A 23083-nucleotide genomic window follows, 5' to 3' on the forward strand; every position below is an offset into this window, starting at 1 on the left:
CAAATCTCACTGAATAAGTCTAGACAATAATGAATTTTCGCGATTATGTATAGACATTATCGCAACCTCACCGGAGCAGGAACATGCGCTTCGATCGGGTCTGGTTTAACGCTCGCTTGGCTACACTTGCCGATGACGGACTCGGGATCGTCGAGAGCGGAGTCGTTGCCGCCAAGGATGGCCGAATCGCCTTCGTCGGGTCTCAGAAGGATCTCCCGGCCGCCTGGGATGCGGTCGAGCGGATCGACTGCCAAGGCCGCTGGATCACCCCCGGCCTTGTCGATTGTCATACTCATCTGGTCTATGGCGGTGACCGGGCGCATGAGTTCGAGCTGCGCCTGAAGGGCGCCAGCTACGAGGAAATCGCCAGGGCTGGTGGCGGCATCGTCTCCACCGTGAAGGCGACGCGCGCGGCGAGCGAGGACGAGCTTGTGGCGAGCGCCCTGCCCCGCCTCGATCACCTGATCGCCGAGGGCTGCACCACCATCGAGATCAAGTCGGGCTATGGCCTCGACCTCGAAACCGAAGCCCGATCCCTGCGCGCCGCGCGCCGCTTGGCCGAGGAACGCCCCGTCTCCGTCGTCACCACCTTCCTCGGCGCCCATGCCCTGCCGCCGGAGGCGAACGGCGACAAGGACGCCTTCATCGACAAGGTCTGCCACGAAATGCTGCCGGTGCTTGCCCGCGAAGGACTGGCGGACGCGGTCGACGCCTTCTGCGAGGGCATCGCCTTTTCGCCAGAACAGACGGCTCGCGTGTTCGACGCCGCCAAGGCACATGGCCTGACGATCAAGCTCCACGCCGACCAGCTCTCCAATCTGCACGGCGCGAAGCTTGCCGCAGATTATGGCGCCCTCTCCGCCGATCACCTGGAATACACGGACGAGGAAGGCGCGGCCGCGATGGCAAAGGCGGGCACGGTCGCCGTGCTGCTACCGGGCGCCTTCTACATGCTGCGCGAGACAAAGGTGCCTCCTATTGCCGCCTTCCGCAATGCAGGGACGCGCATGGCGCTGGCGACCGACTGCAACCCCGGCACCTCGCCCCTCACATCGCTCCTGCTCACCATGAACATGGGCGCAACCCTGTTCCGCATGACCGTCGAGGAATGCATCGCCGGCGTGACGCGCGAGGCCGCCCGTGCGCTCGGTCGCCTCGACGAGATCGGCACGCTGGAAATCGGCAAGTCCTGCGATCTCGCGATCTGGAACATCGAGCGCCCAGCGGAACTCGTCTACCGCATCGGCTTCAACCCGCTTCACGCCCGCGTCTGGAGGGGACAGTGACCAAGAACGTAATGCTTCATCCCGGCTCCGTCGCTCTGGCCGATTGGCGCCGCGTTTACTTCGGCGCCGAAGTCGCGCTCGATCAGGATTGCCGCGCGGCCATCGAGGCCGGCGCCAGGACGATTGAGGCCATCGTGGCCAAGGGCGAGCCAGTTTATGGCATCAATACCGGCTTCGGAAAGCTCGCAAGCATGCGCATCGGCTCCGCCGATCTCGCAACGCTTCAGCGCAACATCGTGCTCTCGCACGCGGCGGGTGTCGGCGATCCGCTGCCGGCTGCGGTGGTGCGACTCGTCATGGCCCTCAAGCTCGCAAGCCTCGCTCAAGGAGCGTCGGGCGTACGCTGGTCGACCATCGAGCATCTGACGGCTTGCCTGCGCGCGAAGCTCATTCCTGTCATTCCGGGTCAAGGGTCGGTCGGCGCTTCAGGCGATCTCGCACCCCTCTCCCACATGACGGCGGCCTTCATGGGTGTCGGCGAGTTCTTCGTCGACGGCATACGCGTGCCGGCGGAAGGGGCGCTCGCACGGGCAGGCCTTTCGCCGCTCTCGCTCGGCCCAAAGGAAGGCCTCGCCCTTCTCAACGGCACGCAGGTCTCGACGGCGCTTGCATTGGCAGGATTGTTCGAAGCCGAGCGCGTGTTCCAGGCCGCACTCGTCACGGGAGCGCTGGCGACCGATGCCGCCAAGGGTTCGGATGGACCCTTCGACGAGCGTATCCAAAAGCTTCGGCGCCATCGCGGGCAGATCGAGGTCGCGGCCTCGCTGCGCGCGCTGATGCAGGGCAGCGCCATCCGTGCCTCGCACCTCACCAATGACGACCGCGTGCAGGATCCCTATTGCCTGCGCTGCCAGCCTCAGGTGATGGGCGCGGTTCTCGATCTGCTGCGCCAGGCGGGCGAGACGCTCGGCACCGAAGCCAACGGCGTGTCCGACAACCCGCTCGTTTTCTCGGAAACCGGGGAGGTCATCTCCGGCGGCAACTTCCACGCGGAGCCGGTGGCCTTTGCCGCCGACATGATCGCCATGGCCCTCTGCGAGATCGGCTCCCTCGCCGAACGGCGCATCGCCATGCTGGTCGACCCGGCCTTGTCGGGTCTGCCTGCTTTCCTCACACCGAAGCCTGGGCTCAATTCCGGCTTCATGATTCCGCAGGTCACGGCCGCGGCCCTCGTGTCCGAGAACAAGCAGCGCGCCTATCCGGCGAGCGTCGACTCGATACCGACCTCCGCCAACCAGGAGGACCATGTTTCCATGGCAACCCATGGGGCGCGGCGGTTGCTGCCTATGGCGGCCAACACCGCGAACGTGATCGGCATCGAAGCACTGGCTGCGGTCCAGGGCTGCGACTTCCACGCTCCCATGGTATCGAGCGAGCGGCTGGAGCGTGCCCGCGCGCTGCTGCGTGTGAATGTCCCGCATCTCGACGACGACCGGCACATGGCGCCCGACATGGAGAAGGCTACGGCTCTCGTCATTTCGGGCGCGCTCGCGGATGCCGCAGGTGCCGATGTTCTGCCGAACGTGACGAGCGAGGTCCTGGCATGAACGCGCATCCCGACTGGCTCACCGTCACCCGCGGCGATGCACCGCTCGTGGTGAGCCTACCGCATACGGGCACGGTGATTCCGGACGAGTACACACGCGGCCTCGTCTCGCCATGGCTCGCGCGCAAGGATGCGGATTGGTGGATCGACCAGCTCTACGATTTCGCCGCCGGCCTCGGCGCCACAATCATCCGCACCACGATTTCCCGCACGGTGATCGACGTGAACCGTGACCCGTCCGGCGTCTCGCTCTATCCGGGACAGGCGACCACGGAGCTGTGCCCGACGACGACCTTTGACGGTGAGCCACTCTACGAACTAGGCACCGAACCGACGACAGAGGGGATTTCTGAACGACGTGCCCGCTTCTTCGATCCCTATCATGCGGCCCTTCGTGCCGAGATCGAGCGTCTGCGCGCCCGGCATGACACGATCGTCGTCTACGATTGCCACTCGATCCGCTCTATCATCCCGCGCCTCTTCGACGGCACCCTGCCCCACTTCAACATCGGCACCAATGGCGGAACGACCTGCGCATCGTCATTGAGCGACGCCATCGTGACGATCTGCAGCGACAGCGGCTTCAACCATGTGCTCAACGGCCGCTTCAAGGGCGGCTACATCGCGCGCAGCCTCGGCAAGCCCGATGAGGGAGTTCACGCCATCCAAATGGAGCTTGCCTGCCGGGGCTACATGAAAGAGCCGCTTGGCCCCGTCTCCGAAGGAGAATGGCCGACGCCCTACGACGATGACGCCGCCGCGCCCATGCGCACGGCGCTCAAACATATCCTTCAGACCTGTCTCACCTTCGCTCAATCGAAAGCCTGATCCGAGGATCCGTCCCATGACCCGCATCGACAACGCCCGCGTGATCCGCGCTCCCCATGGCACCGAATTGTCCGCCAAGAGCTGGCTGACAGAAGCGCCCCTGCGCATGCTGATGAACAATCTCGATCCGAACGTGGCCGAGAAGCCGAGCGAACTCGTCGTCTATGGCGGCATCGGCCGCGCCGCGCGTGACTGGGAGAGCTTCGACCGCATCGTTGCCGCGCTGAAAAATCTCAACGATGACGAGACGCTCCTCGTGCAGTCCGGCAAGCCCGTGGGCGTGTTCCGCACCCATGCGGATGCACCGCGCGTGCTGATCGCCAATTCCAATCTCGTCCCGCACTGGGCCACCTGGGACAAGTTCCATGAGCTCGATCGCAAGGGACTCATGATGTACGGCCAGATGACGGCCGGCTCCTGGATCTATATCGGCACGCAGGGTATCGTGCAGGGCACCTACGAGACCTTCGTGGAGGTCGGTCGCCAACATTACGACGGCGATCTCTCCGGCCGCTGGATCCTCACCGGTGGCCTCGGCGGCATGGGCGGCGCGCAGCCGCTCGCCGCCACCATGGCGGGCGCCTCGTGCTTGGCTGTTGAGTGTCAGCCAAGCCGCATCGAGATGCGTCTGCGCACCGGCTATCTCGACCGGCGCGCAGACACCCTCGACGAGGCGCTGGCCATCATCGAGCAATCCTGCCGCGACAAGAAGCCGGTTTCGGTCGGCCTTCTCGGCAACGCCGCCGAGATTTTCCCCGAGATCTACCGGCGCGGCATCCGTCCCGACGCGGTCACGGACCAGACCTCGGCCCACGACCCGATCAACGGCTATCTGCCGAAGGGCTGGACCCTGGCCGAGTGGGAAGCCAAGCGCGAGAGCAACCCCAAGACCGTCGAGCACGCGGCCAAGCAATCCATGGCCGAGCACGTGCGCGCCATGCTCGATTTCTACAAGGCAGGTGTTCCGACCCTGGATTACGGCAACAACATCCGCCAGATGGCAAAAGAGGAAGGCGTCGACAACGCCTTCGACTTCCCGGGCTTCGTGCCGGCCTATATCCGCCCCCTCTTCTGCCGCGGCATCGGACCGTTCCGCTGGGCCGCGCTCTCCGGCGATCCGGAGGACATCTACAGGACCGACGCCAAGGTGAAGGAGTTGCTGCCAGACAACAAGCACCTGCACAACTGGCTCGACATGGCCAAGGAGCGCATCAAGTTCCAAGGCCTGCCCGCGCGCATCTGCTGGGTCGGGCTCGGCGATCGTCACCGCCTCGGCCTCGCCTTCAACGAGATGGTGGCCAAGGGCGAGCTGAAGGCTCCTATCGTGATCGGTCGCGACCATCTCGATTCCGGATCGGTCGCAAGCCCCAACCGCGAGACTGAAGCCATGAAGGACGGCTCGGATGCCGTCTCCGACTGGCCGCTCCTCAACGCGCTGCTCAACTGCGCGTCCGGCGCCACCTGGGTTTCGCTGCACCATGGCGGCGGCGTCGGCATGGGCTTTTCGCAGCATTCGGGCATGGTGATCGTCTGCGACGGCACGCCGGAAGCGGCCAAACGCATCGAGCGCGTTCTGTGGAACGATCCGGCGACCGGCGTGATGCGCCACGCAGATGCGGGCTACGACATCGCCATCGACTGCGCCCACGAGCACGGCCTCAATCTGCCGAGCCTGCGGTGATGCAGGCTCGCGTCATCCGCAACGAGGATCTCGTTAGAGTTCCGTGGAAGAACGGCGGCGGCACCACCGCGGAGGTCGCCGCCTTTCCGGAGGGCTCGACCTTCGAGACCTTCGGCTGGCGCATCAGCATGGCTGATGTGGCCTCAGACGGCCCGTTCTCGATCTTTCCGGGGATCGACCGGACCCTGATCGTGGTCGAAGGCGACGGCATCGAGCTCGACGTGGAGGGCATCGTCTATCCGCTGGACAAGGCCTCGCCCAAGCTTTCCTTCTCGGGCGACGACATCACCACCGGGCGCCTTCTCTCGGGGCCAATCCGCGACCTCAACGTGATGACGCGCCGTGGACAGTTCGTTCACCGGACGCGGTTCGTCGAATCCGGCGTTGCGCTGCTGTCGGAGGACACCAGCGTCGCGTTTCTCGTCCCACTCGACGGTCCGTTCGACGTGACGCTAGATTCGACGATCCATTCGCTCCAGGAGCTCGACGTGCTGATGCTGGAAGCGAAGCAGGATCTTATCCTGCTGTCCGGAACCGGCTATGCCATTCTCGTTGAGATTAGACCTGACCAGCCATAGGAGCGCAAATTTTGGCTCGCCGTGCCCAAAAGGGCGGCAGATATAAATGTCTATACATTTGACATTGCCGCTCCGGCATGATGCCATTCGCCCGCTCGCAGAATAACGCCGGCCGGGAGGCACGGCAAATGGAACGAGCCAGGGATTCGGATAGAACGGAGGCAGCAATGAAGGCGATATTGGGTGGTTTGGCCGTGTTGGCGCTGGCGGTCGGGTCCGCCTCGGCGCAGGAGACGAAGGTGGCGATCGGCATCTCGGGTTGGACGGGCTTCGCACCCCTGACGCTCGCGAAGGAAGCCGGCATCTTCAAGAAGAACGGCCTCGACGTCACGATCAAGAAGGTCCCACAGGCGAGCCGCCACCTCGCCATCCAATCCGGCGACATCCAATGCGCCGCGACGACGGTCGAGACCTGGATCGTGTGGAATGCGAACGGCGTTCCCACCAAGCAGATCTTCCAGCTCGACAAGAGCTACGGTGCCGACGGCATGGTGGTGAAGAACGACATCGCTTCCATCAAGGACATCAAGGGCAAGCAGGTCGCGGCCTCCGCGCCCGGCACGTCGCCCTATTTCGCGCTGTCCTGGATGCTGAAGAAGAACGGTCTCTCCGTGAAGGACGTGACCGTGGTCAATATGGAGCCCGGTCCTGCAGCTCAAGCCTTCATCGCCGGGCAGAACGACGCGGCCATGACCTACGAGCCGTACCTCTCTTCCGTGCGCGCGGCTCCGCAAGCCGGCAAGATCATCGCCACGACGCTCGACTATCCGATGGTGATGGACACCTTCGGCTGCACTCCGAAGTTCCTTGCCGACAATCCTAAGGCTGCCAAGGCCTTCGCGGACAGCTATTTCGAGGCTCTCGATATGATCGCCAAGGATCAGGCGAAGGCCTACGAGATCATGGGCGCGGACGTGAAGCAGACCGGCGAGGCCTTCGGCAAGTCGGCCCAGTTCCTGCGCTGGCAGGACCGTGAGCAGAACAAGAAGTTCTTCGCAAACGAATTCAAGACCTTCTCGGCTGAAGCCGCCGACCTTCTACTCGAAACCGGAATCATCAAGCAGAAGCCGGACATGGAAACGCTCGCCGATACCAGCTTCATCCAGTAACGCCGTTGCCCCGGCGATGGTCCGAATTTTTTGCGGGCCATCGCCTGACCTTTCCTCATGTATACCATCCAGCACACCAGGGCCGGATGGCAGAACAGATTTGTCATGCCTCGTCCTTTAGAACCCGTCAGCCAGGGCACGCGCGTCACGCTCGGCATTTCCTTCTTCGTTCTTTTCTTCGCGGCCTGGGCCTTCGCGACGCTGGGTGGCTTCGTCTCGCGCACGTTCCTGGCCGATCCGATCACCATGGTGCAGGACGGCTGGCTGCTGCTCACGCGTTTCGGGTTCCTGAACGATATCGGCGTCACGGTTTGGCGCGTCGTCGGCGGCTTTGTTCTTGCTGCCCTCGTGGCGGTGCCGCTCGGCATCATGATGGGTGCCTACAAATCCTACGAGGCTTTCCTCGAGCCTTTCGTGTCTTTCGCCCGTTACCTGCCAGCTTCCGCCTTCGTGCCGCTCCTCATCCTCTGGGCGGGCATCGGCGAAATGCAGAAGCTCCTTGTGATCTTCATCGGCTCCGTGTTCCAGATCATCCTGATGGTGGCGGTCGCCGTCGGCAACACGCGCCGGGATCTCGTCGAAGCCGCCTATACCCTAGGCTCGAAGGACCGGGGCGTGGTGAAACGCGTGCTCATTCCCGCCAATGCGCCGGAGATCGCCGAAATCCTGCGGCTCGTGCTTGGTTGGGCCTGGACCTACGTGATCGTTGCGGAGCTCATCGGCTCCTCCTCGGGCATCGGTCACATGATCATCGACAGCCAGGCGCTTCTCGCGACGGGGCAGATGATCTTCGGCATCATCGTCATCGGCGTGATCGGCCTCATCTCCGACTTCCTGTTCAAGGCCCTCAACCGTTCCCTCTTCCCGTGGAGGCTCGCATGACCGGCACGATCCTCCAGATCGACAGCGTCTCGCGCGTGTTTCCTGGCGTGCGCGGCGGCGCGCCCGTGCGGGCGCTGGAGCCCACGAACCTGCAGGTGGTGCAGAACGATTTCATTACGATCCTCGGACCCTCCGGCTGCGGAAAATCCACGCTCCTGCGCATCGTGGCGGGCCTCGATCGTCCAAGCGGCGGCCGCGTGATGCTCAATGGCCGCGAGATCAAGGGCCCCGGCGCCGACCGGGGCATGGTGTTCCAGTCCTATACGCTGTTCCCCTGGCTCACGATTGCCGAGAACATCGCCTATGGGCTGCGCGAGAAGGGCATGCCGAAGGCTGAGCGCCACGAGATCGTCGCGTCCTACACCGAAAAGGTGGGCCTGCGCGGCTTCGAGAACCATTATCCGAAGCAGCTTTCCGGCGGTATGCAGCAGCGCACGGCCATTGCCCGCGCGCTCGCGAACGACCCGGAAATCCTGCTGCTCGACGAGCCTTTCGGCGCCCTCGACAACCAGACCCGTGGCCTGATGCAGGAGCTGCTGCTCGGCATCTGGGAACGCGAGCGCAAGACCGTTCTCTTCGTGACCCACGACATCGAGGAAGCGATCTTCCTTGCCTCCCGCGTCATCGTCATGTCGGCCCGCCCCGGCCGCATCAAGGCCGACATCGCGGTCGATCTGCCGCATCCGCGTCACTACAGGATGAAGACCACACCGGAATTCTCGAGCCTGAAGGCCCAGCTGACCGAGGAAATCCGCGTCGAGGCAATGCAGGCGGAAGGGGTGCATTGAGACTATTGCGGCTACAGGATCGTGCGCACGACATAAGGCATATGCGGTACCCTTCCGGATGAATTGACGCTTCAGGCACCTTCAGGCGACGCTCTGGGTCTCTGAAGCGGGAAGGCACAATGCTCAAACGCCTGTTAGCCGGATCCATCCTGATCGCCAGCAGCATGCCTGCCATGGCGGATATCGTCATTGATCAGGCGATGATCACTGCGGGTGAGTTGCGCGTCATCGGTCGATTGAGCAGACCGCGGCAGATTTCCGTCTTCCTCGACGAACGGTTCGAAACGAAGGCGGATGCCAGCGGCAGATTTACCTTCCGGATCCCCTACCATCCCGCCACCTGCATCGTGAATCTCCAGGCGGAGAACGAGCAGCGGCAGGCGGTTATCGGATTCTGCGGCCAGCGCGGTCCGGAAGGGTCTGGCGCAGCCCAGCAGGAGGCCGCCGTTGTCCCAGCTCAGCCCGGGCCTGTTGGCCCACCTGGTCCTCAGGGGGAGCCTGGTCACGACGGTGCTCCCGGTCCGCAAGGTCCCGTCGGGCCTGAGGGTCCTCCGGGCCCGCAAGGGCCTGCCGGCTTGGTGGGTCCGCGTGGTGAGACCGGCCCTGCCGGTCCGGCAGGGCCACAAGGACCCGCCGGCCCTCCGGGGCCGGCCGGGAATGCGGAAGCGCAAGCCATCCCCGGAGGGCAGCAGGGTCCAGCGGGACCAATCGGCCCCGAAGGGCCGGCAGGCCCGCCTGGGCCACAGGGACCTCAGGGCCTGGCGGGCTATCAGGGACCTCAGGGCCCTCAAGGGACGCCAGGGCCGCGAGGCGAACCTGGACCGGCTGGGCAGCCGGGCCCAGTCGGACCGCTTGGCCCCGTAGGAGCCATTGGTCCCGCAGGACCCCCCGGCCCGCAAGGCAACGCTGGTGAGATCGGCCCCATTGGCCCCCCAGGTCCTGTCGGGCAGATAGGCCCCGCCGGACTGACCGGCCCGGTGGGTCCCCCCGGCCCCGTCGGCCTGGAGGGAAAGATGGGACCGGAAGGCAAGCCAGGGCTCTCCGGTACGATCCTGAGGGTGTTCGTGCAGGAATGCGCCGCACAGGGGCGATGCATGGCGCGCTGCGACGAGGATGAGTATCCCATCAACGGCACCTGCAGCCGGGGCGACCGTTTCGACATGGATGAATCGAGCGTCTACTGCTTCTCGACGAGCGACGGCTCAAGGGGCATGACCGCTCGGGCGATCTGCGCCAAGAAGTGACCGGGTGTGGATCGCGTATATCCATGACCGCAGCTGACTTGTCCCACGTGACCGATACATGAGGATCGCATTGCAGAGTTAGCGCCGGTCCGCCGGTGTAGCTTCGGGGGCCTTGAACGCGGCTTCCATCTGCAATCCTTAGGCTAAGGTCATGGTCGCCTACGACGATCAGCCGGATGAGCACCGCCAGGCAATTATCCCTGGAAAGAATCCTAGAATATTCTCTGCTCTAAAGTGGTAGCAACTCCATTCAATTCATGACTTTGATGCTTATCCGATGTGGTACCTCGAAAGAGTGAGGGAACGAATACCTCTTTTATTACCTATCTGGTTAATGGGTGCAGGGAGACTTGCATGACGCCGAACCAAGTTGAACGTGTCGCGCAGGCGTTTTATGCCACCGAGCATTCCGACGCTTGGGATGATGCTCCCGACCTCTTGCAAGAGGAGTTCCGGGTCTTGGCGCGCGCAGCGATCTTACTCGTGCAACAGCAGACCTCACACCCTCGATCATCGCTCATGATAAATGCGTCCGAGGCCGCTCGCGAGGCGGAAACCGCCGGACGACGGTGGTGGTACTCGCGTGTAACGTCCCGCTCGGATTGAGGTTGTCTTTACTCGACCAGCACCTCCCTTGCTCAGCAGGCTGCGCTCTCTACTCAACTCCGCACGATGACGTGCTAGGATCATCGCGAACAACCACGTAGTGAACCTACGGCTCATGCGAGAAAGAGCGATGACACAGGATCTGACCAAAACTCACATCGATTGGCGCCAACTGCCGCTTATCATCATTACGGGACTGATGATCGGAGCGCTTTTCGGCCAAATCGGAGCAGCACTTGCGCAATATGAGTATCACAAACTCGACAACTTGAAGCTGCACAAGGCCGCGAAGAGAGCTGGATAAGGGCGAGCCAAGCGAGCATCGAATGCCCGAGTACCCGCGGGAAACTTCGAAGCCGCGCAAGGCTTCAAACCTTTGGAATTGAAGGAAGGAAAGTGGTGCCCAGGGGCGGAATCGAACCACCGACACTGCGATTTTCAGTCGCATGCTCTACCAACTGAGCTACCTGGGCATCCGATGCGCGGCGAAGCCGTGCGCGTCGTGGAGGGGTGTATAGTCAGACCTGAGCCGCATGTCCAGCGGTTCGAACGACAAATTTTCCAGGAAATCGATTCAGGCTTCCCTATCGTCCTCGTCGCGGTCGTTCTCCTCGCTTTCGACAGCTGGAATCGCGTAAGTGCCCGACAGCCAACGATTCAGATCCACGTCGGCACAACGCTTCGAGCAGAAGGGTCGGTACTCAGGCTGGGCGGGCTTGCCGCAGATGGGGCATTTGCCATCTGAAGCGAGGGGCTTGTTCTCATTGGCGGCGTTCATCGCGCACCTCCTTTCCTGCTGAACGGCAACGTGGTTGCCGGTGCCCGGACGCGCAAGACAGCGCTCACATCAATGCAACGAATTCAGGCCGCGTCGAGCCAGCTGGAACGGACGGGATAGCCCTCCCCATCGAGCAAGGCCGCCGCTTCGTAGAGAGGCAAGCCCACCACGTTGGAATAGGACCCGACCAGCTTGACCACGAAGGTACCTGCGAGGCCCTGGATGGCGTAGCCACCCGCCTTGCCGCGCCACTCGCCGGAGGCGAGATAACGCTCGAATTCGTCGCGCGAGAGGCGCTTGAAGCGGACGCGGGTTTCCACTAGGCGCTCGCGAATGGAATCCTTCGGTGTGATCAGGCAGATCGAGGTGTAGACCCGGTGGGCGCGACCCGAGAGCAGTCGCAGACAGCCGGCCGCCTCGTCCACGAGCTCCGCCTTGGGCAGGATCCGCTTGCCGACGACCACGACGGTATCCGCGGAGAGGACATAGGCATCCTTCAGGTCCTCGCGGACCCGGGCAACCTTCCGGGCGACTTCCGCTTTCGAGCGCGCTAGGCGCTTGGCCAGATCCTTGGCCCCCTCGTTCTTCAACGGGGTTTCATCCACATCGGCGGGCAGGAGTGCATCAGGCTCGATGCCGGCCTGCTGCAGAAGGCCAAGCCTGCGTGGCGACGCGGACGCGAGCACGAGCCTCGGACGCCCGCTGGGATTCGACACCTCGGAAGAAGACGCCACTTTTCTCTCCACGCTCCAGGATATTCATAAACGCAAACGGCCACGCTGGGTGCAACATGGCACCGGGCCGGCTCGAATCAAGACGATCAAGCGACGGGTGGCGGCTCGATTCCGGACTGGGTGGCCCCGGCATCGCCTGCGCCATCCTGCCGGTCCAGCTTGCGGTACCGCATCACGCTGATCGGGATCGTCACCAGGAAGGCAACGGTGATCAGGCTCAACATCTCCCAAGGGAAGCTAATGAGCAGGCCGAACGCCGCAACCGACAAGACGAAGATCGGCAGGACCCAGTGGCGCGGCACGTATTTACCCATGGTCTTTCCCGAATAGGTCGGGATGGTCGAGACCATGAGGAAGGCGACCCCGACCACGTAAACGAGGATGACGGGTCCCAGGGAGGATTCCTGGATAGGGATACCGAGGAAGGACAGGTAAAGCGGCAGCAAGGCGCACATGGCTCCCATAGGCGCCGCCATGCCCACGAAGAAATTCTTCTTCCATTCGGGCCGGTTCGGGTCGTCGATCATGACGTTGAACCGAGCAAGGCGAAGAGCCGCCGCGATAGCGAGCACGATGGAGCCGATCCACCCCACGCGTCCCAGCTCGTGCAGGACAAAACTGTAGATGATCAGCGCCGGGGTCACGCCGAAATTCAGGAAGTCGGCCAGGGAATCGAGTTCCGCACCGAAGCGGGAGGTACCCTTCAGCAGGCGAGCAATCCGGCCATCGACCCCATCCAGGAAGGCGGCCACGATCACCGCCACGACGGCCTTTTCATATTGCCCGTCGAACGCCAGCCGGATGGCCCAGAGCCCCAGGCAAAGGGCTATCAGGGTGATGATGTTGGGGGCGATCATCCGGAACGGAACCGGCTTGAAGAGCCGCTTGCGGGGCTCATTCGGATCCGGAGCGAAGGGCGGGAAAAGGTCACTCATGGCACCAACCTAGAGCATTTTTCGGTGAAGTGGATCCGGTTCACCGTCCAAAAATGCGGCAAAGCAAAGAAGAGAGCTGATTCCACGTCAGTGGAAACAGCTCTAGCGCATCGTGTGAGAAAGTGGATCCGGTTTTCCACCTTGAGCGATGCGCTCATCAAGAGGAGAGCGGCAAGCAGAGCTGGGCAGTTTGCGCGTGACGGAAAAGCACAAGCCGCGTAAACGGTTCCGCCCGAACGCCCGCCGAGAAGCCTTTCCTCTCAGCGGGTGGGAAGGCATCAGCCCACGCGGTACTGTCGCGCCGGCTCGTTGGCCGTGAGATCCGCGAGCACCGTCTCGCCGGCCACCGCCGTCTGGCCGAGGCCCACGAGAACCTGGGCGTTGAGCGGAACGAAGATATCGAGGCGCGAACCAAATCGGATGAGGCCGAAGCGCTCGCCGGTGCTCAGATGTTCGCCCACCTTCACGAAGGACACGATACGCCGGGCCACGAGGCCCGCGATCTGCACCACGCCGATCTTGATGCCTGCCGTCTCGATCACGAGAGCGTTGCGCTCGTTGTCCTCGCTCGCCTTGTCGAGCTCAGCGTTGAGGAAGAGGCCCGGCGTATACAGGATCTGGGCGATCCGGCCCGTGACCGGCGACCGGTTCACGTGGCAGTCGAACACGTTCATGAAGACCGAGATGCGGGTCATCGGCTCGGGCGGCAGGTCGAGTTCGGCCGGCGGCACGGCGGTGGTGATGAGGTTCACCCGGCCGTCGGCGGGGGAAACCACGAGGCCTTCCCGGATCGGCGTTACTCGCGGCGGATCGCGGAAGAAGTAGCAGACCCACACGGTCAGGATTGCTCCGATCCAGCCCAGCGGTGACCAGAGCCACGCCAGGACGATCGTCGCAAACAGCGCGATCAGGATGAAGGGATACCCCTCCTTGTGGATCGGCACGAAGATGCGGCGCATCGATTCCAGGATATCGGTCATATTTTCTCAAGCCTTAAGAGCATTTATCTGGGGGATGGCAGGCGAAAGAGCTTTTTGTCAACCTGCCACGCTCTCCGGGCTACGCTCTTCCTCCTCGGTCCGCTTGAGGGTTTCTCGGGCCTGATCCGCCTCGCGCTGGCGGTTCCACATGGCGGCATAGACCCCGCCAAGGCTCAGGAGGCTCGCATGGTTGCCTCGCTCGACCACCCGGCCCTGGTCGAGAACGATGATCTCGTCGGCACCGATGACTGTGGACAACCGATGGGCGATCACCAGGGTGGTCCGCCCTCGGCTGACCCGGTCGAGGGCGTCCTGGATTTCCTTCTCGGTGAAGGTGTCGAGGGCGGAGGTCGCCTCGTCGAGCACCAGGATCGGGGGGCTCTTGAGGATCGTGCGGGCGATGGCCACACGCTGCTTCTCGCCGCCTGATAGCTTCAGTCCCCGCTCGCCGACGGGTGTGTCGTAGCCCTCCGGCAGAAGGCCGATGAAGCGGTCGATCTGGGCGAGACGCGCCGCCTCCCGCACCTCCTCCGGCGTCGCATCCCAGCGGCCGTACTGGATGTTGTAGCCGATGGTGTCGTTGAACAGCACCGTATCCTGCGGAACCATGCCGATGACCTTCCGCAGGGAGGCCTGCTGCACCTCGGCGACGCTCTGCCCGTCGATGAGGATTCGGCCGCTGGTGGGCTCGTAGAAGCGGAACAGGAGGCGCGAGATGGTCGATTTGCCTGCGCCCGAAGGTCCGACGATGGCCACCGTATGGCCCGCCGGCACCTCGAAGCTCACGCCCTTGAGGATGGGGCGCTCGGGGTTATAGGCGAAATGCACGTCCTCGAAGCGCACGATGCCCTCGGCCACGTGGAGCGGCTTGGCGCTGGGCTTGTCCTGGATCTCGGGATTGCGCTCGATGATCGCGAACATGTCGTCGATGTCGATGAGGGCCTGCTTGATCTCGCGATAGAGCATGCCCATGAAGTTCAGCGGGATATAGAGCTGCACCAGCATGGCGTTGACAAGAACGAAGCTGCCGATGGAGGCTCGCCCCGCCATGATATCCCGCGCGGCCAGGACCATGACGATGGCCATGCCGATGGAGAAGATGACGGCCTGACCGGCATTGAGGACGGCGAGCGACGTATAGGTTTGAGTGGAAGCGCTCTCGAACTTCGCCATGGAGCGGTCGTAGCGGGCGGTCTCCCGCTGCTCGGCGCCGAAATACTTCACCGTTTCGTAGTTCAGCAGGGAATCGACCGCCTTGGTATTCGCATCCGTGTCGGAATCGTTCATCTGCTTGCGGATCGAGATCCGCCATTGGGTCGCCTTGTAGGTATAGGCGAGATAGACGACGACCATTACGAAGACGACGGCGGAATAGACCCAGTTGAACTGCCAGGCGAGCAGCCCCAGCACAAGGATGAATTCGAGGATTGTCGGGACGAGGGTCAGCACCACGAGGCGCGACAATTCCTCGATGCCTTCGCGGCCGCGCTCCAGCACGCGGGTCAGGCCGCCGGTCTTGCGCTCCAGGTGAAAGCGCAGCGAGAGGCGGTGCATGTGCTCGAACGCCTGAAGCGCGAGATTGCGCACCGCATGCATGGCGACCTTGGCGAAGAGGCCGTCGCGCATCTGGGTCAGGACGGCCATGAGGATGCGGGTCACCCCATAGATCGCGGTCAGCAGGATCGGCGCCTTCCAGAGCCAGGACCCCGAGGTGGCCGCCGCCTCGGCGCCTCGGCCAGCGCCACCCGTGACCGCCACGAGAGCGTCCGTCGCCCATTTGAAGGCGAAGGGCGTCACCATGGTCACGCCCTTCGCCACCAGCAGCAGGCCGAAGGCCAGGAAGACCCTACGCTGGAGATCGGGCCTGCCATGGGGCCAGAGATAGGGCCAAAGCTTCGTCCAGGTGGCCGCCAAGCCGTTGGGCTTTGGCGCAGCAGCGCTCGTCTTCGGGACGGCGGTAGAGGGAGGCATACGCGGGAATCCAATCGAAGTGTCGGACCTCGATATAGGCGATCATCGGGATGAATTCACCCCAAGTTTAGTAATGTTCCAATTCAGGGAGGATCATATGAGCGCTTCAGTTGCTCTTCGGCCCCTGATCGCCCGGCAGGACGAAAACCTGCCCTGGATAGATCAGGTTCGGATTTCTGATCTGCTCCTGGTTCGCGCCGTAGATCACCGTATAGCGCAGGCCTTGGCCGTAGATCCGCTGGCTGATGCGCCAGAGATTGTCGCCCCGCGACACGATGGTGGTGCTGATGTTCGGGACCACAACCGTTCCGGCGCTGGCCATCTGGCCCTCAGGCAAGGCGGACGCCACCTCGCGGGAGGACTGGACCCGGGCGGCGGCCGGCTGGGCTGATCCCGGGGCCTGAGGCTGTCCGGAAGCCACTTGGACCGGGACGTTGAAACCCACTTCGGCCCGTGACCTGACCTGTCCCGAGACCGGATCCACGTCGTCGAGCCGGATCCGGTAATCGCCGGGCTTCACGCCATTCGCGATCGAGAAGGACACCTTGCCGTCGCCGCCCGCCCCGCCGGGAGCGATGAAGCTCTCGTTGAGGTAGAGGCGTACGGTCGCACCAGGCGCCGACTGGCCGGAGACGAAGAGCTTCCCCTCCTCCGCATCGACGGTCACGATCTTGATCTCGGGCCGCGGAGCCGGTTGCGCGGGGCCAGCCGATGGAGAGGACGTCGACGGTGCGGCACTTGCCTGCTGCTGCGCTCCGGGTTGAGACGGTTGCTGCGCTGCCGGCGATGCTTCGGCCGTGTTCGTCTCAGGCTTGGTCTCCTCGGCCACCTTGGCGGGCGGCTCGGGATTGGAGAGGACCACCGTCGGCTTGTCAGGAGCCGTCAGGGTCACGAGCGGCCGCGTCTTGGCGTCGGTGATCACGACCGTCACGCTCTGAGAGGAGCGCTGGCGTGTGCCGTCCGGCGCAATGGATTGCAGCACCACCAGATGGGAGCCCGGCGGCAGGGGCGGAGGCACGATGGCGAAGAGGCCCGAGGCATCAGCCGCGGCCCGGGCATGAACCTGATCGCCCCTCAACAATTCGATGGTGGCTCCGGGCGCGGCGCGACCCGCGATTACGCTTTCGCCGTCCGGCTCAACCCGCACCAGATCGAAGGACGGTGCGACTGGCCCGTCCTTGGGCTTTGCTGGGGAAGCTTCCCCAGGGTTCGCCGGCTTGGCGGCAGCCTGCTGGCCAGGGCCGGTCTGGGATGCAGAGGATGGCTGGGCGGGCATGGCGCTCTGCGTAGGGTCGGACCCGCCGGTCCAGGACCAGTAAAGCACCCCGAGGAGAACTGCGACAACGGCTGCAGCGGCGACGCCGAGCAACGCGATTGTACCCTTGATTTCCTTCGGATCCGCCATGGTGCTTTTCTCGAACGCGGCACTTTCGTGCATTTAAACCGTTTATCTTTCAAAAGGCTACGGCCATAAAGGACAATTAATGCTTCACGACTCAGCGCGGGAGGCTCCCCGCCTCCCCAGAATAGACATGTCATCCATCAGACCGATCAAATCCATTTGCGTTTATTGCGGCTCCGGCTTCGGAGACGATCCCGTTTTCGCCGAGAATGCGGCCGTATTGGGCCGCTCCATGGCCGAGCAGGGCATCAATCTGGTCTATGGCGGCGGGAATGTGGGCCTCATGGGCACGGTGGCTCAATCCGTGCTCGACCGCGGCGGTTATGTCACAGGGATCATCCCTGATTTCCTGAAATCCCGCGAAAAGCTCCTCGACGATGTGCAGGAAACCATCGTCGTGCCCGACATGCACACCCGCAAGCGCCTTATGTTCGAAAAGGCCGATGCCTTCGTGGCCCTGCCCGGCGGGATCGGAACGCTCGAAGAACTCGTCGAACAGATGACTTGGTCGCAGCTCGGCCAGCACACCAAGCCCATCCTCATGCTGAGCACCAAGGGCTTCTGGAAGCCCCTTCTCACTCTGATAGCGCACATGCGCGAACAGGGTTTCATTCGCCCGGGCCTAGAACTCAATTATCTGGTGGCCGAGCGGGTGGAAGAGGTCATCCCCATGCTCGAAAATGCTGCACGGCGGGTCGGAATCGTCGGCAACGAAGACGAGATCGAAACCCGGTTTTAAACATCATCCTGCGCGGGACAGCACAAGGCCGCCAAGGATCATGCCCGCCGCAACGAGCCGCTGCCAGGTGATCTCCTGAACGGGAAGCCCGAAGGCGCCCACGGCATCGAGGACCAGCGCGGCGGCAACCTGCCCGAAAACCAGGGCCGCCACGGTGCTGACCACGCCGAGCTGGGGTACGCCCCAGATGACGATGGCGACATAGAAGGCGCCCAGAAAGCCGCCGAGCCAGGACCACCAGGGTGCCGCCGCCATGGCGCTGCCGGACGGCCAGGAGCCCCTCACGACGCTGATTGCCGCGAGGATGACGAAGCCAATTCCAAACGAGATGCAGGCGGCCAGGATCGGGTCGCCGAGAGATCGCGCCAGGGCGGCGTTGATGGGGGCCTGGGAAGCGAGGAATACGCCGCCGAGAAGGATGCCGAGGAGCGGCAGCAGGATCGAGATGTTCATGGGAATTCCGCTGGGAAGAACGCTTGCCTGTGTATCGCGGCTTCAGATGCAATCAATGGGCATGAAGCTCCGACATTCGCCGACAGCGTGATCTGAATGCTGGATCTGACAGGTTCTTAAATAGATTCGTGAAAACTGAGTATCGCAAATGTGATTTTGGCCCCCGCATTTGAACCAAACTCGAAGAGCACATTTTCGGGCGGCAGCAATCTCCGATCCCATCAACAGGAGATGGTCATGAAGAAGCCTCTCTTCCTAATCGCCGCCTGCGGCTTGATATCCGGGTATTTGTCTTCCGCCCAAGCCCAGGACGTAAATCTAGACTGTACGACCAATCAGGATGCCCTGACCTATTACTGCAATCATCGGGACCAATTCGGAAAGAACGGTCCGACAACCACCATGAACCCGTATGACCCCGATGTCCCGGGTGTCGCGGCTCCCATGTCGACCGGCAGCATCGCAGGGACTATGCCGCAGGCGGGTTCGGCGCAAATGCATGCGTCTTATTGCACTCAGAAGTTCCGGACCTACGACCCGAGCTCGAACACCTTCATGGGGAGCGACGGCCACCGTCACGTTTGCCGCTGAGCGGCGAGAACTGGAGCTTTGCCCCCCACTCTACAGCGATGCCTTGCTCCTCAACAGCTTGTAGACCATCGAGTCCGTCAGCGCCTGGAACGAGGCATCGATGATGTTGGCCGACACGCCGATCGTGGTCCACCGCTCGCCTGAGCCGTCCGTGAACTCGATCAGGACACGCGTCACGGCGTCCGAGCCGCCCTGATAGATGCGGACTTTGTAATCCACCAGCTCCAGATCCTGGATCAGGTGCTGGTACTTGCCCAGATCCTTGCGCAACGCGACATCGAGCGCGTTCACAGGGCCGTTGCCCTCCGCGGCGGAAATCAGCACCTCGTCGCCCACGCGCACCTTCACGATGGCTTCCGAGGCGGTGACGAGTTCGCCGACCGCGTTGAAGCGGCGTTCCACATTGACGGAGAAGCGTTCCACATCGAAGAACGCCGGCACTTCGCCCAGCATCCGCTTGACCAGCACGTAGAAGGACGCGTCCGCGCCTTCGAACGCGAAGCCCTGCGCCTCCTTGCGCTTCACCTCGTCGAGCACGCGCGCGATGCGCGGATCGCCCTTTTCGAGGTCGAAGCCGCAGCGCTTCAATTCGGCGAGGATGTTCGACTGACCACCTTGGTCCGACACCAGGAGTCTTCGCGCATTGCCGACGACTTCCGGCTCCACATGCTCATAGGTGTGCGGATCCTTCAGCACGGCCGAGGCATGGATTCCGGCCTTCGTCGCGAAGGCGCTAGAACCTACGAAGGGCGCATGACGGTTCGGCTGCCGGTTGAGGATCTCGTCCACCTGACGCGAGACATGGGTAAGTTGGCTCAAGGCATCGTCCGTGACGCCGAGGTTGAAGCGGGACGCGTAGCCGTCCTTCAGCTTCAGCGCGCCGATGAGCGTGATCAGATTGGCGTTGCCGCAGCGCTCGCCGAGCCCGTTGAGCGTGCCCTGGATCTGGCGGGCGCCCGCCTCCACGGCGGCAAGGGAATTCGCTACCGCGCAGCCGCAATCGTCATGGGCGTGGATTCCGATATGCTCGCCCGGCACAACCGACGTCATCGCCTTGACGATCTCCGTCACCTCGTGTGGCAGCGTGCCGCCGTTGGTATCGCAGAGCACGACCCAACGGGCTCCGGCCTCATAGGCCGTCTTCACGCAGGACAATGCATAATCGGGATTCGCCTTGTAGCCGTCGAAGAAATGCTCGCAATCGACGAGAACCTCTCGGCCTTTCGCGCGGGCGGCCTCGACGCTCTCGTGGATGCCCGTAAGGTTTTCCTCAGGCGTCGTCTCGAGCGCCACACGCACATGGTAGTCCCAGGACTTCGCCACGAAGCAGATCGCGTCGGCCTCAGCTTCAAGCAGCGCCACGACGCCGGGATCGTTGGAGACGGAGCGCCCTGCCCGCTTCGTCATGCCGAAAGCCGTGAACTTCGCGCTCTTCGTGCGCTTCTCGGCAAAGAAGGCCGTGTCGAGCGGGTTCGCCCCCGGATAGCCGCCTTCCACATAATCGATTCCGAGCTTGTCGAGGAGGGCTGCAATCGCCTTCTTGTCTTCGAGGGAGAAGTCCACGCCGGTGGTCTGCGCCCCGTCACGCAGGGTCGTGTCGAAGAGGGTGATGCGTTCGCGGCTCATGACGACAATTTCCTGTCTTCCTGGGGCGCCAGGCGCTTTTCCATGGTCGTGGTGCCGAGCCATTCGTCGCCGAGCGGCATCGTGTTGCGGCGCTGCGGCTGGAAGCCGTGTTTCTGGAAGAACGGCAGCGCATTGTCGCTGACCTCTGCCACGAGACGTGCGGCGCCGCGCGCTCCGGCAAGCTTCTCCACCGCGTCGTAGAGCATCGTGCCGATCCCCTGCCCGGCAGCGGCGGGGTGCACATAGAACAGGTCGATCAGCTCGTTGTCCTTCAGCGCGATGAACCCAACGGGCGAACCCTCGACGGTCGCGATCAGGGTCAAGCTCTTCGTCAGCCTCTCGGCAAAGGAATCGTCCTCGGCACGAGCTATCCAGGCTTCCTGCTGGCTCTCGCTGTAATCCTCGCCCGTCAGCTCCGCGATGCTCTCCTCGTAGATGTCGACGAGGACCGGCAGGTCCGCCGGCAGGAAGGGACGAAGTCCCGGTTTCGGCAAGGCCTGTCCCATCAGCGTGCCTTTCCTGCTTTGAATGTGCGACTCGTTTCACGCATGTCATGGCCGGGCTTGTCCCGGCCATCCCGATTTGAAAAATGCCGCGCCCTTCGGTTCGGGATCACCGGCACAAGGCCGGTGATGACGGAGGAGAAATTCATGACGGTCATCGCGCAGCCTCCCAGGTGGTCGTGCCGTCCTTGTTGTCCTTCACGACCACATTGAGCGCGGCGAGCTCGTCGCGGATGCGGTCCGACTCGGTCCAATTCTTCGCCGCACGCGCTTCCTTGCGGGCTGCGATCAAGGCCTCAACCTGTGCCGGATCGACGCCGAGCGAGGCCTGCTTGCGGCTCTTCCACGCATCAGCGCCTTCAAGAAGGAATCCGAGCGCACGAAGGTTCGAGCCGAGCTCCTCGTGAGCCCCCTGCCCGTCGAGGGCATGAAGCTCCGCCAGCAACTTCGGCGTGTTGAGATCATCTGCGAGCGCATCGACGATGTGATCCGACAGATACGCATTCTCGCCCCGGCCGGCCAGCTCGTACCAGCGGTCGAGTGTCTTCTCGCTTTCCTCGAGGCCTTTGGCCGTCCAGTCGATCGGCTGGCGATAATGGGTGCGCAGCATGTTGAAGCGCAAAACCTCGCCAGGCCAATCCTGCAGGAGTTCGTTGATGGTGAAGAAGTTGCCGAGGGACTTCGACATCTTCTCCCCTTCCACCTGCAGGAAGCCGTTGTGCATCCACACATTGGCCATGCGTGGGGTGTCGAAGGCGCAGCAGCTCTGGGCGATCTCGTTCTCGTGGTGCGGGAAGACGAGATCGATGCCGCCGCCATGGATGTCGAAGATCTCGCGCTCGGTCGGATCGGAGCAGGAAAGCCGCGTCTCGAAAGCCTGAACCAGATGTTTCCAGGACATGGCCGAGCACTCGATGTGCCAGCCGGGACGCCCCGGGGTCGCGATGCCCGCCGGCGACGGCCAGGCGGGATCCTGCGGGCCGGAAGGCTTCCAGAGCACGAAATCCATCGGGTCGCGCTTGTAGGGCGCCACGTCCACCCGGGCGCCCGAGAGCAGCTCGTCGAGGGAGCGCTTCGAGAAGGCGCCATATTTCGGGACGTTCGGCAGGCTCTGCATGGCGGCGACGGAGAAGAGCACGTGCTCCTCGGCGACATAGGCCGCGCCGCGCGCGATCAGCCGCTCGATGATCATGCGCATCTCGTCGATGTGCTCGGTTGCCCGGGGCTCGACGAAGCGAGGAGCCTCGCCCGCCTCGTTCACATCCTCCGGCATGAGCACGCCCAGCGCCCGGATATCGGCGTGGAACTGCTCTTCCGTCTTCTGCGTAACGACGCGGATAGCCTCGTTGTGGGGCAGGCCCGGGTAATCCCGGGCGGCCCGGGCGTTAATCTTGTCGTCCACATCGGTGATATTGCGCACATACGTGACGGCTTCCTTACCGTAAACATATCTCAGCAGACGGAAGAGAAGGTCGAAGACGATGATCGGGCGGGCATTGCCGATGTGAGCGTAGTCGTAAACGGTGGGTCCGCAGACGTAGAGGCGCACGTTCCCGGGGTCGATCGGGACGAAAGCGTCCTTCGACCGGGTCAACGTGTTGTAGAGCCTCAAGCTTGCCGCCATGAAACCAAATCCCTGTCAGGCCGCAGGCCGGAGAATGGTTTCGATCTTGGAATGAGAACGAGACGGCTCCAGCCAGCGAAATGCGCTAGCCGCAAATAATCCCGGAAATGAGGATCGTTGCCGTGTTCATGAAGCCATCAATGCCTTTTCGCCCCTGGGACGTCAAGGTTTCCGATTCGGTAAGCATGTTTTATTTGCA

The 23083-nt window shown here is 63.1% G+C and carries 24 protein-coding genes and 1 tRNA gene; 13 read left to right on the plus strand and 12 right to left on the minus strand.

Features of this window, described 5'->3' with window-relative positions:
* Positions 1–83 precede the first annotated feature (83 nt).
* From hutI to AB4097_RS16130, 8 genes are all read left to right on the plus strand, one after another.
* Positions 84–1286, plus strand: a complete 1203-nt coding sequence (hutI, locus tag AB4097_RS16095; protein ID WP_442041317.1) for an imidazolonepropionase — start codon at positions 84–86, stop codon at positions 1284–1286.
* 11 nt (positions 1287–1297) lie between these two features.
* Positions 1298–2833: a histidine ammonia-lyase gene (gene hutH / locus AB4097_RS16100; protein ID WP_442041379.1), complete on the plus strand. Its 1536-nt coding sequence runs from the start codon at positions 1298–1300 to the stop codon at positions 2831–2833.
* Complete coding sequence (gene hutG, locus AB4097_RS16105; RefSeq protein ID WP_442041319.1) at positions 2830–3660, plus strand: N-formylglutamate deformylase; 831 nt, start codon at positions 2830–2832, stop codon at positions 3658–3660. The genes hutH and hutG overlap by 4 nt, the downstream gene beginning before the upstream one ends.
* A 16-nt stretch (positions 3661–3676) precedes the next feature.
* The gene (gene hutU / locus AB4097_RS16110; RefSeq protein ID WP_442041321.1) at positions 3677–5341 is read left to right on the plus strand and encodes a urocanate hydratase; all 1665 of its coding nucleotides are present in this window, start codon (positions 3677–3679) and stop codon (positions 5339–5341) included.
* Entirely contained in the window at positions 5341–5919 is a 579-nt protein-coding gene (locus AB4097_RS16115; RefSeq protein ID WP_442041323.1) for a HutD/Ves family protein, read from the plus strand. The genes hutU and AB4097_RS16115 overlap by 1 nt, the downstream gene beginning before the upstream one ends.
* A 167-nt stretch (positions 5920–6086) precedes the next feature.
* Positions 6087–7028: an ABC transporter substrate-binding protein gene (locus AB4097_RS16120; protein WP_442041325.1), complete on the plus strand. Its 942-nt coding sequence runs from the start codon at positions 6087–6089 to the stop codon at positions 7026–7028.
* A 105-nt stretch (positions 7029–7133) separates the two neighbouring features.
* Complete coding sequence (locus tag AB4097_RS16125) at positions 7134–7910, plus strand: ABC transporter permease (RefSeq protein ID WP_442041327.1); 777 nt, start codon at positions 7134–7136, stop codon at positions 7908–7910.
* Positions 7907–8698, plus strand: coding sequence for an ABC transporter ATP-binding protein (locus AB4097_RS16130; protein WP_442041329.1), 792 nt, complete (start codon positions 7907–7909; stop codon positions 8696–8698). Before AB4097_RS16125 ends, AB4097_RS16130 begins: the two co-directional genes overlap by 4 nt.
* A gap of 134 nt (positions 8699–8832) precedes the next feature.
* Here AB4097_RS16130 and AB4097_RS16135 read toward each other — a convergent pair whose 3' ends face one another.
* Positions 8833–9030, minus strand: a complete 198-nt coding sequence (locus tag AB4097_RS16135) for a hypothetical protein (protein ID WP_442041331.1) — start codon at positions 9028–9030, stop codon at positions 8833–8835.
* A gap of 115 nt (positions 9031–9145) precedes the next feature.
* Between AB4097_RS16135 and AB4097_RS16140 the strand changes: the two genes are divergently transcribed.
* From AB4097_RS16140 to AB4097_RS16150, 3 genes are all read left to right on the plus strand, one after another.
* Positions 9146–9562 carry a hypothetical protein gene (locus AB4097_RS16140; RefSeq protein WP_442041333.1) on the plus strand — a complete coding sequence of 139 codons (417 nt, stop codon included), beginning with the start codon at positions 9146–9148 and terminating at the stop codon, positions 9560–9562.
* A 149-nt stretch (positions 9563–9711) separates the two neighbouring features.
* Positions 9712–9942, plus strand: a complete 231-nt coding sequence (locus AB4097_RS16145; RefSeq protein ID WP_442041335.1) for a hypothetical protein — start codon at positions 9712–9714, stop codon at positions 9940–9942.
* 736 nt (positions 9943–10678) lie between these two features.
* Positions 10679–10852 carry a hypothetical protein gene (locus AB4097_RS16150; RefSeq protein WP_442041337.1) on the plus strand — a complete coding sequence of 58 codons (174 nt, stop codon included), beginning with the start codon at positions 10679–10681 and terminating at the stop codon, positions 10850–10852.
* Between the two features lie 93 nt (positions 10853–10945).
* Here AB4097_RS16150 and AB4097_RS16155 read toward each other — a convergent pair.
* The 7 genes from AB4097_RS16155 to AB4097_RS16185 all read right to left on the minus strand — a co-directional run bounded on the left by AB4097_RS16155 (position 10946) and on the right by AB4097_RS16185 (position 17384).
* Positions 10946–11021: transfer RNA gene (locus tag AB4097_RS16155), tRNA-Phe, on the minus strand.
* Positions 11022–11122: 101 nt separating this feature from the next.
* Complete coding sequence (gene yacG, locus AB4097_RS16160; RefSeq protein WP_442041339.1) at positions 11123–11326, minus strand: DNA gyrase inhibitor YacG; 204 nt, start codon at positions 11324–11326, stop codon at positions 11123–11125.
* 83 nt (positions 11327–11409) lie between these two features.
* Positions 11410–12060 carry a Maf-like protein gene (locus AB4097_RS16165; protein ID WP_442041341.1) on the minus strand — a complete coding sequence of 217 codons (651 nt, stop codon included), beginning with the start codon at positions 12058–12060 and terminating at the stop codon, positions 11410–11412.
* Positions 12061–12146: 86 nt separating this feature from the next.
* Positions 12147–12995: a CDP-alcohol phosphatidyltransferase family protein gene (locus AB4097_RS16170; RefSeq protein WP_442041343.1), complete on the minus strand. Its 849-nt coding sequence runs from the start codon at positions 12993–12995 to the stop codon at positions 12147–12149.
* A 278-nt stretch (positions 12996–13273) separates the two neighbouring features.
* The gene (locus AB4097_RS16175; RefSeq protein ID WP_442041345.1) at positions 13274–13975 is read right to left on the minus strand and encodes a phosphatidylserine decarboxylase; all 702 of its coding nucleotides are present in this window, start codon (positions 13973–13975) and stop codon (positions 13274–13276) included.
* 57 nt (positions 13976–14032) lie between these two features.
* The gene (locus tag AB4097_RS16180) at positions 14033–15946 is read right to left on the minus strand and encodes an ABCB family ABC transporter ATP-binding protein/permease (protein WP_442041347.1); all 1914 of its coding nucleotides are present in this window, start codon (positions 15944–15946) and stop codon (positions 14033–14035) included.
* A 106-nt stretch (positions 15947–16052) separates the two neighbouring features.
* Entirely contained in the window at positions 16053–17384 is a 1332-nt protein-coding gene (locus AB4097_RS16185) for a LysM peptidoglycan-binding domain-containing protein (RefSeq protein WP_442041349.1), read from the minus strand.
* Positions 17385–17478: 94 nt separating this feature from the next.
* On the opposite strand from AB4097_RS16185, the gene AB4097_RS16190 reads away from it, so the two are divergent.
* Positions 17479–18087 (plus strand): TIGR00730 family Rossman fold protein, encoded by a 609-nt coding sequence (locus tag AB4097_RS16190; protein ID WP_442041351.1) that lies wholly within the window; start codon positions 17479–17481, stop codon positions 18085–18087.
* Positions 18088–18090: 3 nt separating this feature from the next.
* Here the strand turns inward: AB4097_RS16190 and AB4097_RS16195 are convergent, their stop codons facing one another.
* Positions 18091–18540: a DMT family transporter gene (locus AB4097_RS16195; RefSeq protein ID WP_442041353.1), complete on the minus strand. Its 450-nt coding sequence runs from the start codon at positions 18538–18540 to the stop codon at positions 18091–18093.
* A gap of 237 nt (positions 18541–18777) precedes the next feature.
* On the opposite strand from AB4097_RS16195, the gene AB4097_RS16200 reads away from it, so the two are divergent.
* Positions 18778–19131, plus strand: a complete 354-nt coding sequence (locus AB4097_RS16200; protein WP_442041355.1) for a BA14K family protein — start codon at positions 18778–18780, stop codon at positions 19129–19131.
* A gap of 30 nt (positions 19132–19161) precedes the next feature.
* Here the strand turns inward: AB4097_RS16200 and cimA are convergent, their stop codons facing one another.
* The 3 genes from cimA to cysS form a co-directional block, all read right to left on the minus strand.
* A complete protein-coding gene (cimA, locus tag AB4097_RS16205) occupies positions 19162–20757 on the minus strand; it encodes a citramalate synthase (protein ID WP_442041357.1) in 1596 nt (531 codons plus the stop codon).
* On the minus strand, positions 20754–21263 hold the full coding sequence (locus AB4097_RS16210; protein WP_442041359.1) for a GNAT family N-acetyltransferase: 510 nt from the start codon (positions 21261–21263) through the stop codon (positions 20754–20756). Before AB4097_RS16210 ends, cimA begins: the two co-directional genes overlap by 4 nt.
* A gap of 151 nt (positions 21264–21414) precedes the next feature.
* Positions 21415–22884: a cysteine--tRNA ligase gene (gene cysS / locus AB4097_RS16215; RefSeq protein WP_442041361.1), complete on the minus strand. Its 1470-nt coding sequence runs from the start codon at positions 22882–22884 to the stop codon at positions 21415–21417.
* Between the last annotated feature and the right edge of the window lie 199 nt (positions 22885–23083).

This window comes from Microvirga sp. 2MCAF35 (genome assembly GCF_052115545.1).
Taxonomy (GTDB): domain Bacteria; phylum Pseudomonadota; class Alphaproteobacteria; order Rhizobiales; family Beijerinckiaceae; genus Microvirga.

Excerpts from the sequence above, each read along its gene's own strand:
- AB4097_RS16115 (WP_442041323.1), top strand. The coding sequence starts at position 5,341 with ATGCAGGCTCGCGTCATCCGCAACGAGGATCTCGTTAGAGTTCCGTGG.
- hutU (WP_442041321.1), top strand. The coding sequence starts at position 3,677 with ATGACCCGCATCGACAACGCCCGCGTGATCCGCGCTCCCCATGGCACC.
- cysS (WP_442041361.1), bottom strand. The coding sequence starts at position 22,884 with ATGGCGGCAAGCTTGAGGCTCTACAACACGTTGACCCGGTCGAAGGAC.
- AB4097_RS16190 (WP_442041351.1), top strand. The coding sequence starts at position 17,479 with ATGTCATCCATCAGACCGATCAAATCCATTTGCGTTTATTGCGGCTCC.
- hutH (WP_442041379.1), top strand. The coding sequence starts at position 1,298 with ATGCTTCATCCCGGCTCCGTCGCTCTGGCCGATTGGCGCCGCGTTTAC.
- AB4097_RS16185 (WP_442041349.1), bottom strand. The coding sequence starts at position 17,384 with ATGCACGAAAGTGCCGCGTTCGAGAAAAGCACCATGGCGGATCCGAAG.
- AB4097_RS16175 (WP_442041345.1), bottom strand. The coding sequence starts at position 13,975 with ATGACCGATATCCTGGAATCGATGCGCCGCATCTTCGTGCCGATCCAC.
- AB4097_RS16195 (WP_442041353.1), bottom strand. The coding sequence starts at position 18,540 with ATGAACATCTCGATCCTGCTGCCGCTCCTCGGCATCCTTCTCGGCGGC.
- AB4097_RS16150 (WP_442041337.1), top strand. The coding sequence starts at position 10,679 with ATGACACAGGATCTGACCAAAACTCACATCGATTGGCGCCAACTGCCG.
- AB4097_RS16180 (WP_442041347.1), bottom strand. The coding sequence starts at position 15,946 with ATGCCTCCCTCTACCGCCGTCCCGAAGACGAGCGCTGCTGCGCCAAAG.
- hutI (WP_442041317.1), top strand. The coding sequence starts at position 84 with ATGCGCTTCGATCGGGTCTGGTTTAACGCTCGCTTGGCTACACTTGCC.
- AB4097_RS16120 (WP_442041325.1), top strand. The coding sequence starts at position 6,087 with ATGAAGGCGATATTGGGTGGTTTGGCCGTGTTGGCGCTGGCGGTCGGG.
- cimA (WP_442041357.1), bottom strand. The coding sequence starts at position 20,757 with ATGAGCCGCGAACGCATCACCCTCTTCGACACGACCCTGCGTGACGGG.
- AB4097_RS16130 (WP_442041329.1), top strand. The coding sequence starts at position 7,907 with ATGACCGGCACGATCCTCCAGATCGACAGCGTCTCGCGCGTGTTTCCT.
- AB4097_RS16125 (WP_442041327.1), top strand. The coding sequence starts at position 7,134 with ATGCCTCGTCCTTTAGAACCCGTCAGCCAGGGCACGCGCGTCACGCTC.
- yacG (WP_442041339.1), bottom strand. The coding sequence starts at position 11,326 with ATGAACGCCGCCAATGAGAACAAGCCCCTCGCTTCAGATGGCAAATGC.
- AB4097_RS16135 (WP_442041331.1), bottom strand. The coding sequence starts at position 9,030 with ATGGTAGGGGATCCGGAAGGTAAATCTGCCGCTGGCATCCGCCTTCGT.
- AB4097_RS16210 (WP_442041359.1), bottom strand. The coding sequence starts at position 21,263 with ATGGGACAGGCCTTGCCGAAACCGGGACTTCGTCCCTTCCTGCCGGCG.
- AB4097_RS16170 (WP_442041343.1), bottom strand. The coding sequence starts at position 12,995 with ATGAGTGACCTTTTCCCGCCCTTCGCTCCGGATCCGAATGAGCCCCGC.
- AB4097_RS16200 (WP_442041355.1), top strand. The coding sequence starts at position 18,778 with ATGAAGAAGCCTCTCTTCCTAATCGCCGCCTGCGGCTTGATATCCGGG.
- AB4097_RS16145 (WP_442041335.1), top strand. The coding sequence starts at position 9,712 with ATGGGACCGGAAGGCAAGCCAGGGCTCTCCGGTACGATCCTGAGGGTG.
- hutG (WP_442041319.1), top strand. The coding sequence starts at position 2,830 with ATGAACGCGCATCCCGACTGGCTCACCGTCACCCGCGGCGATGCACCG.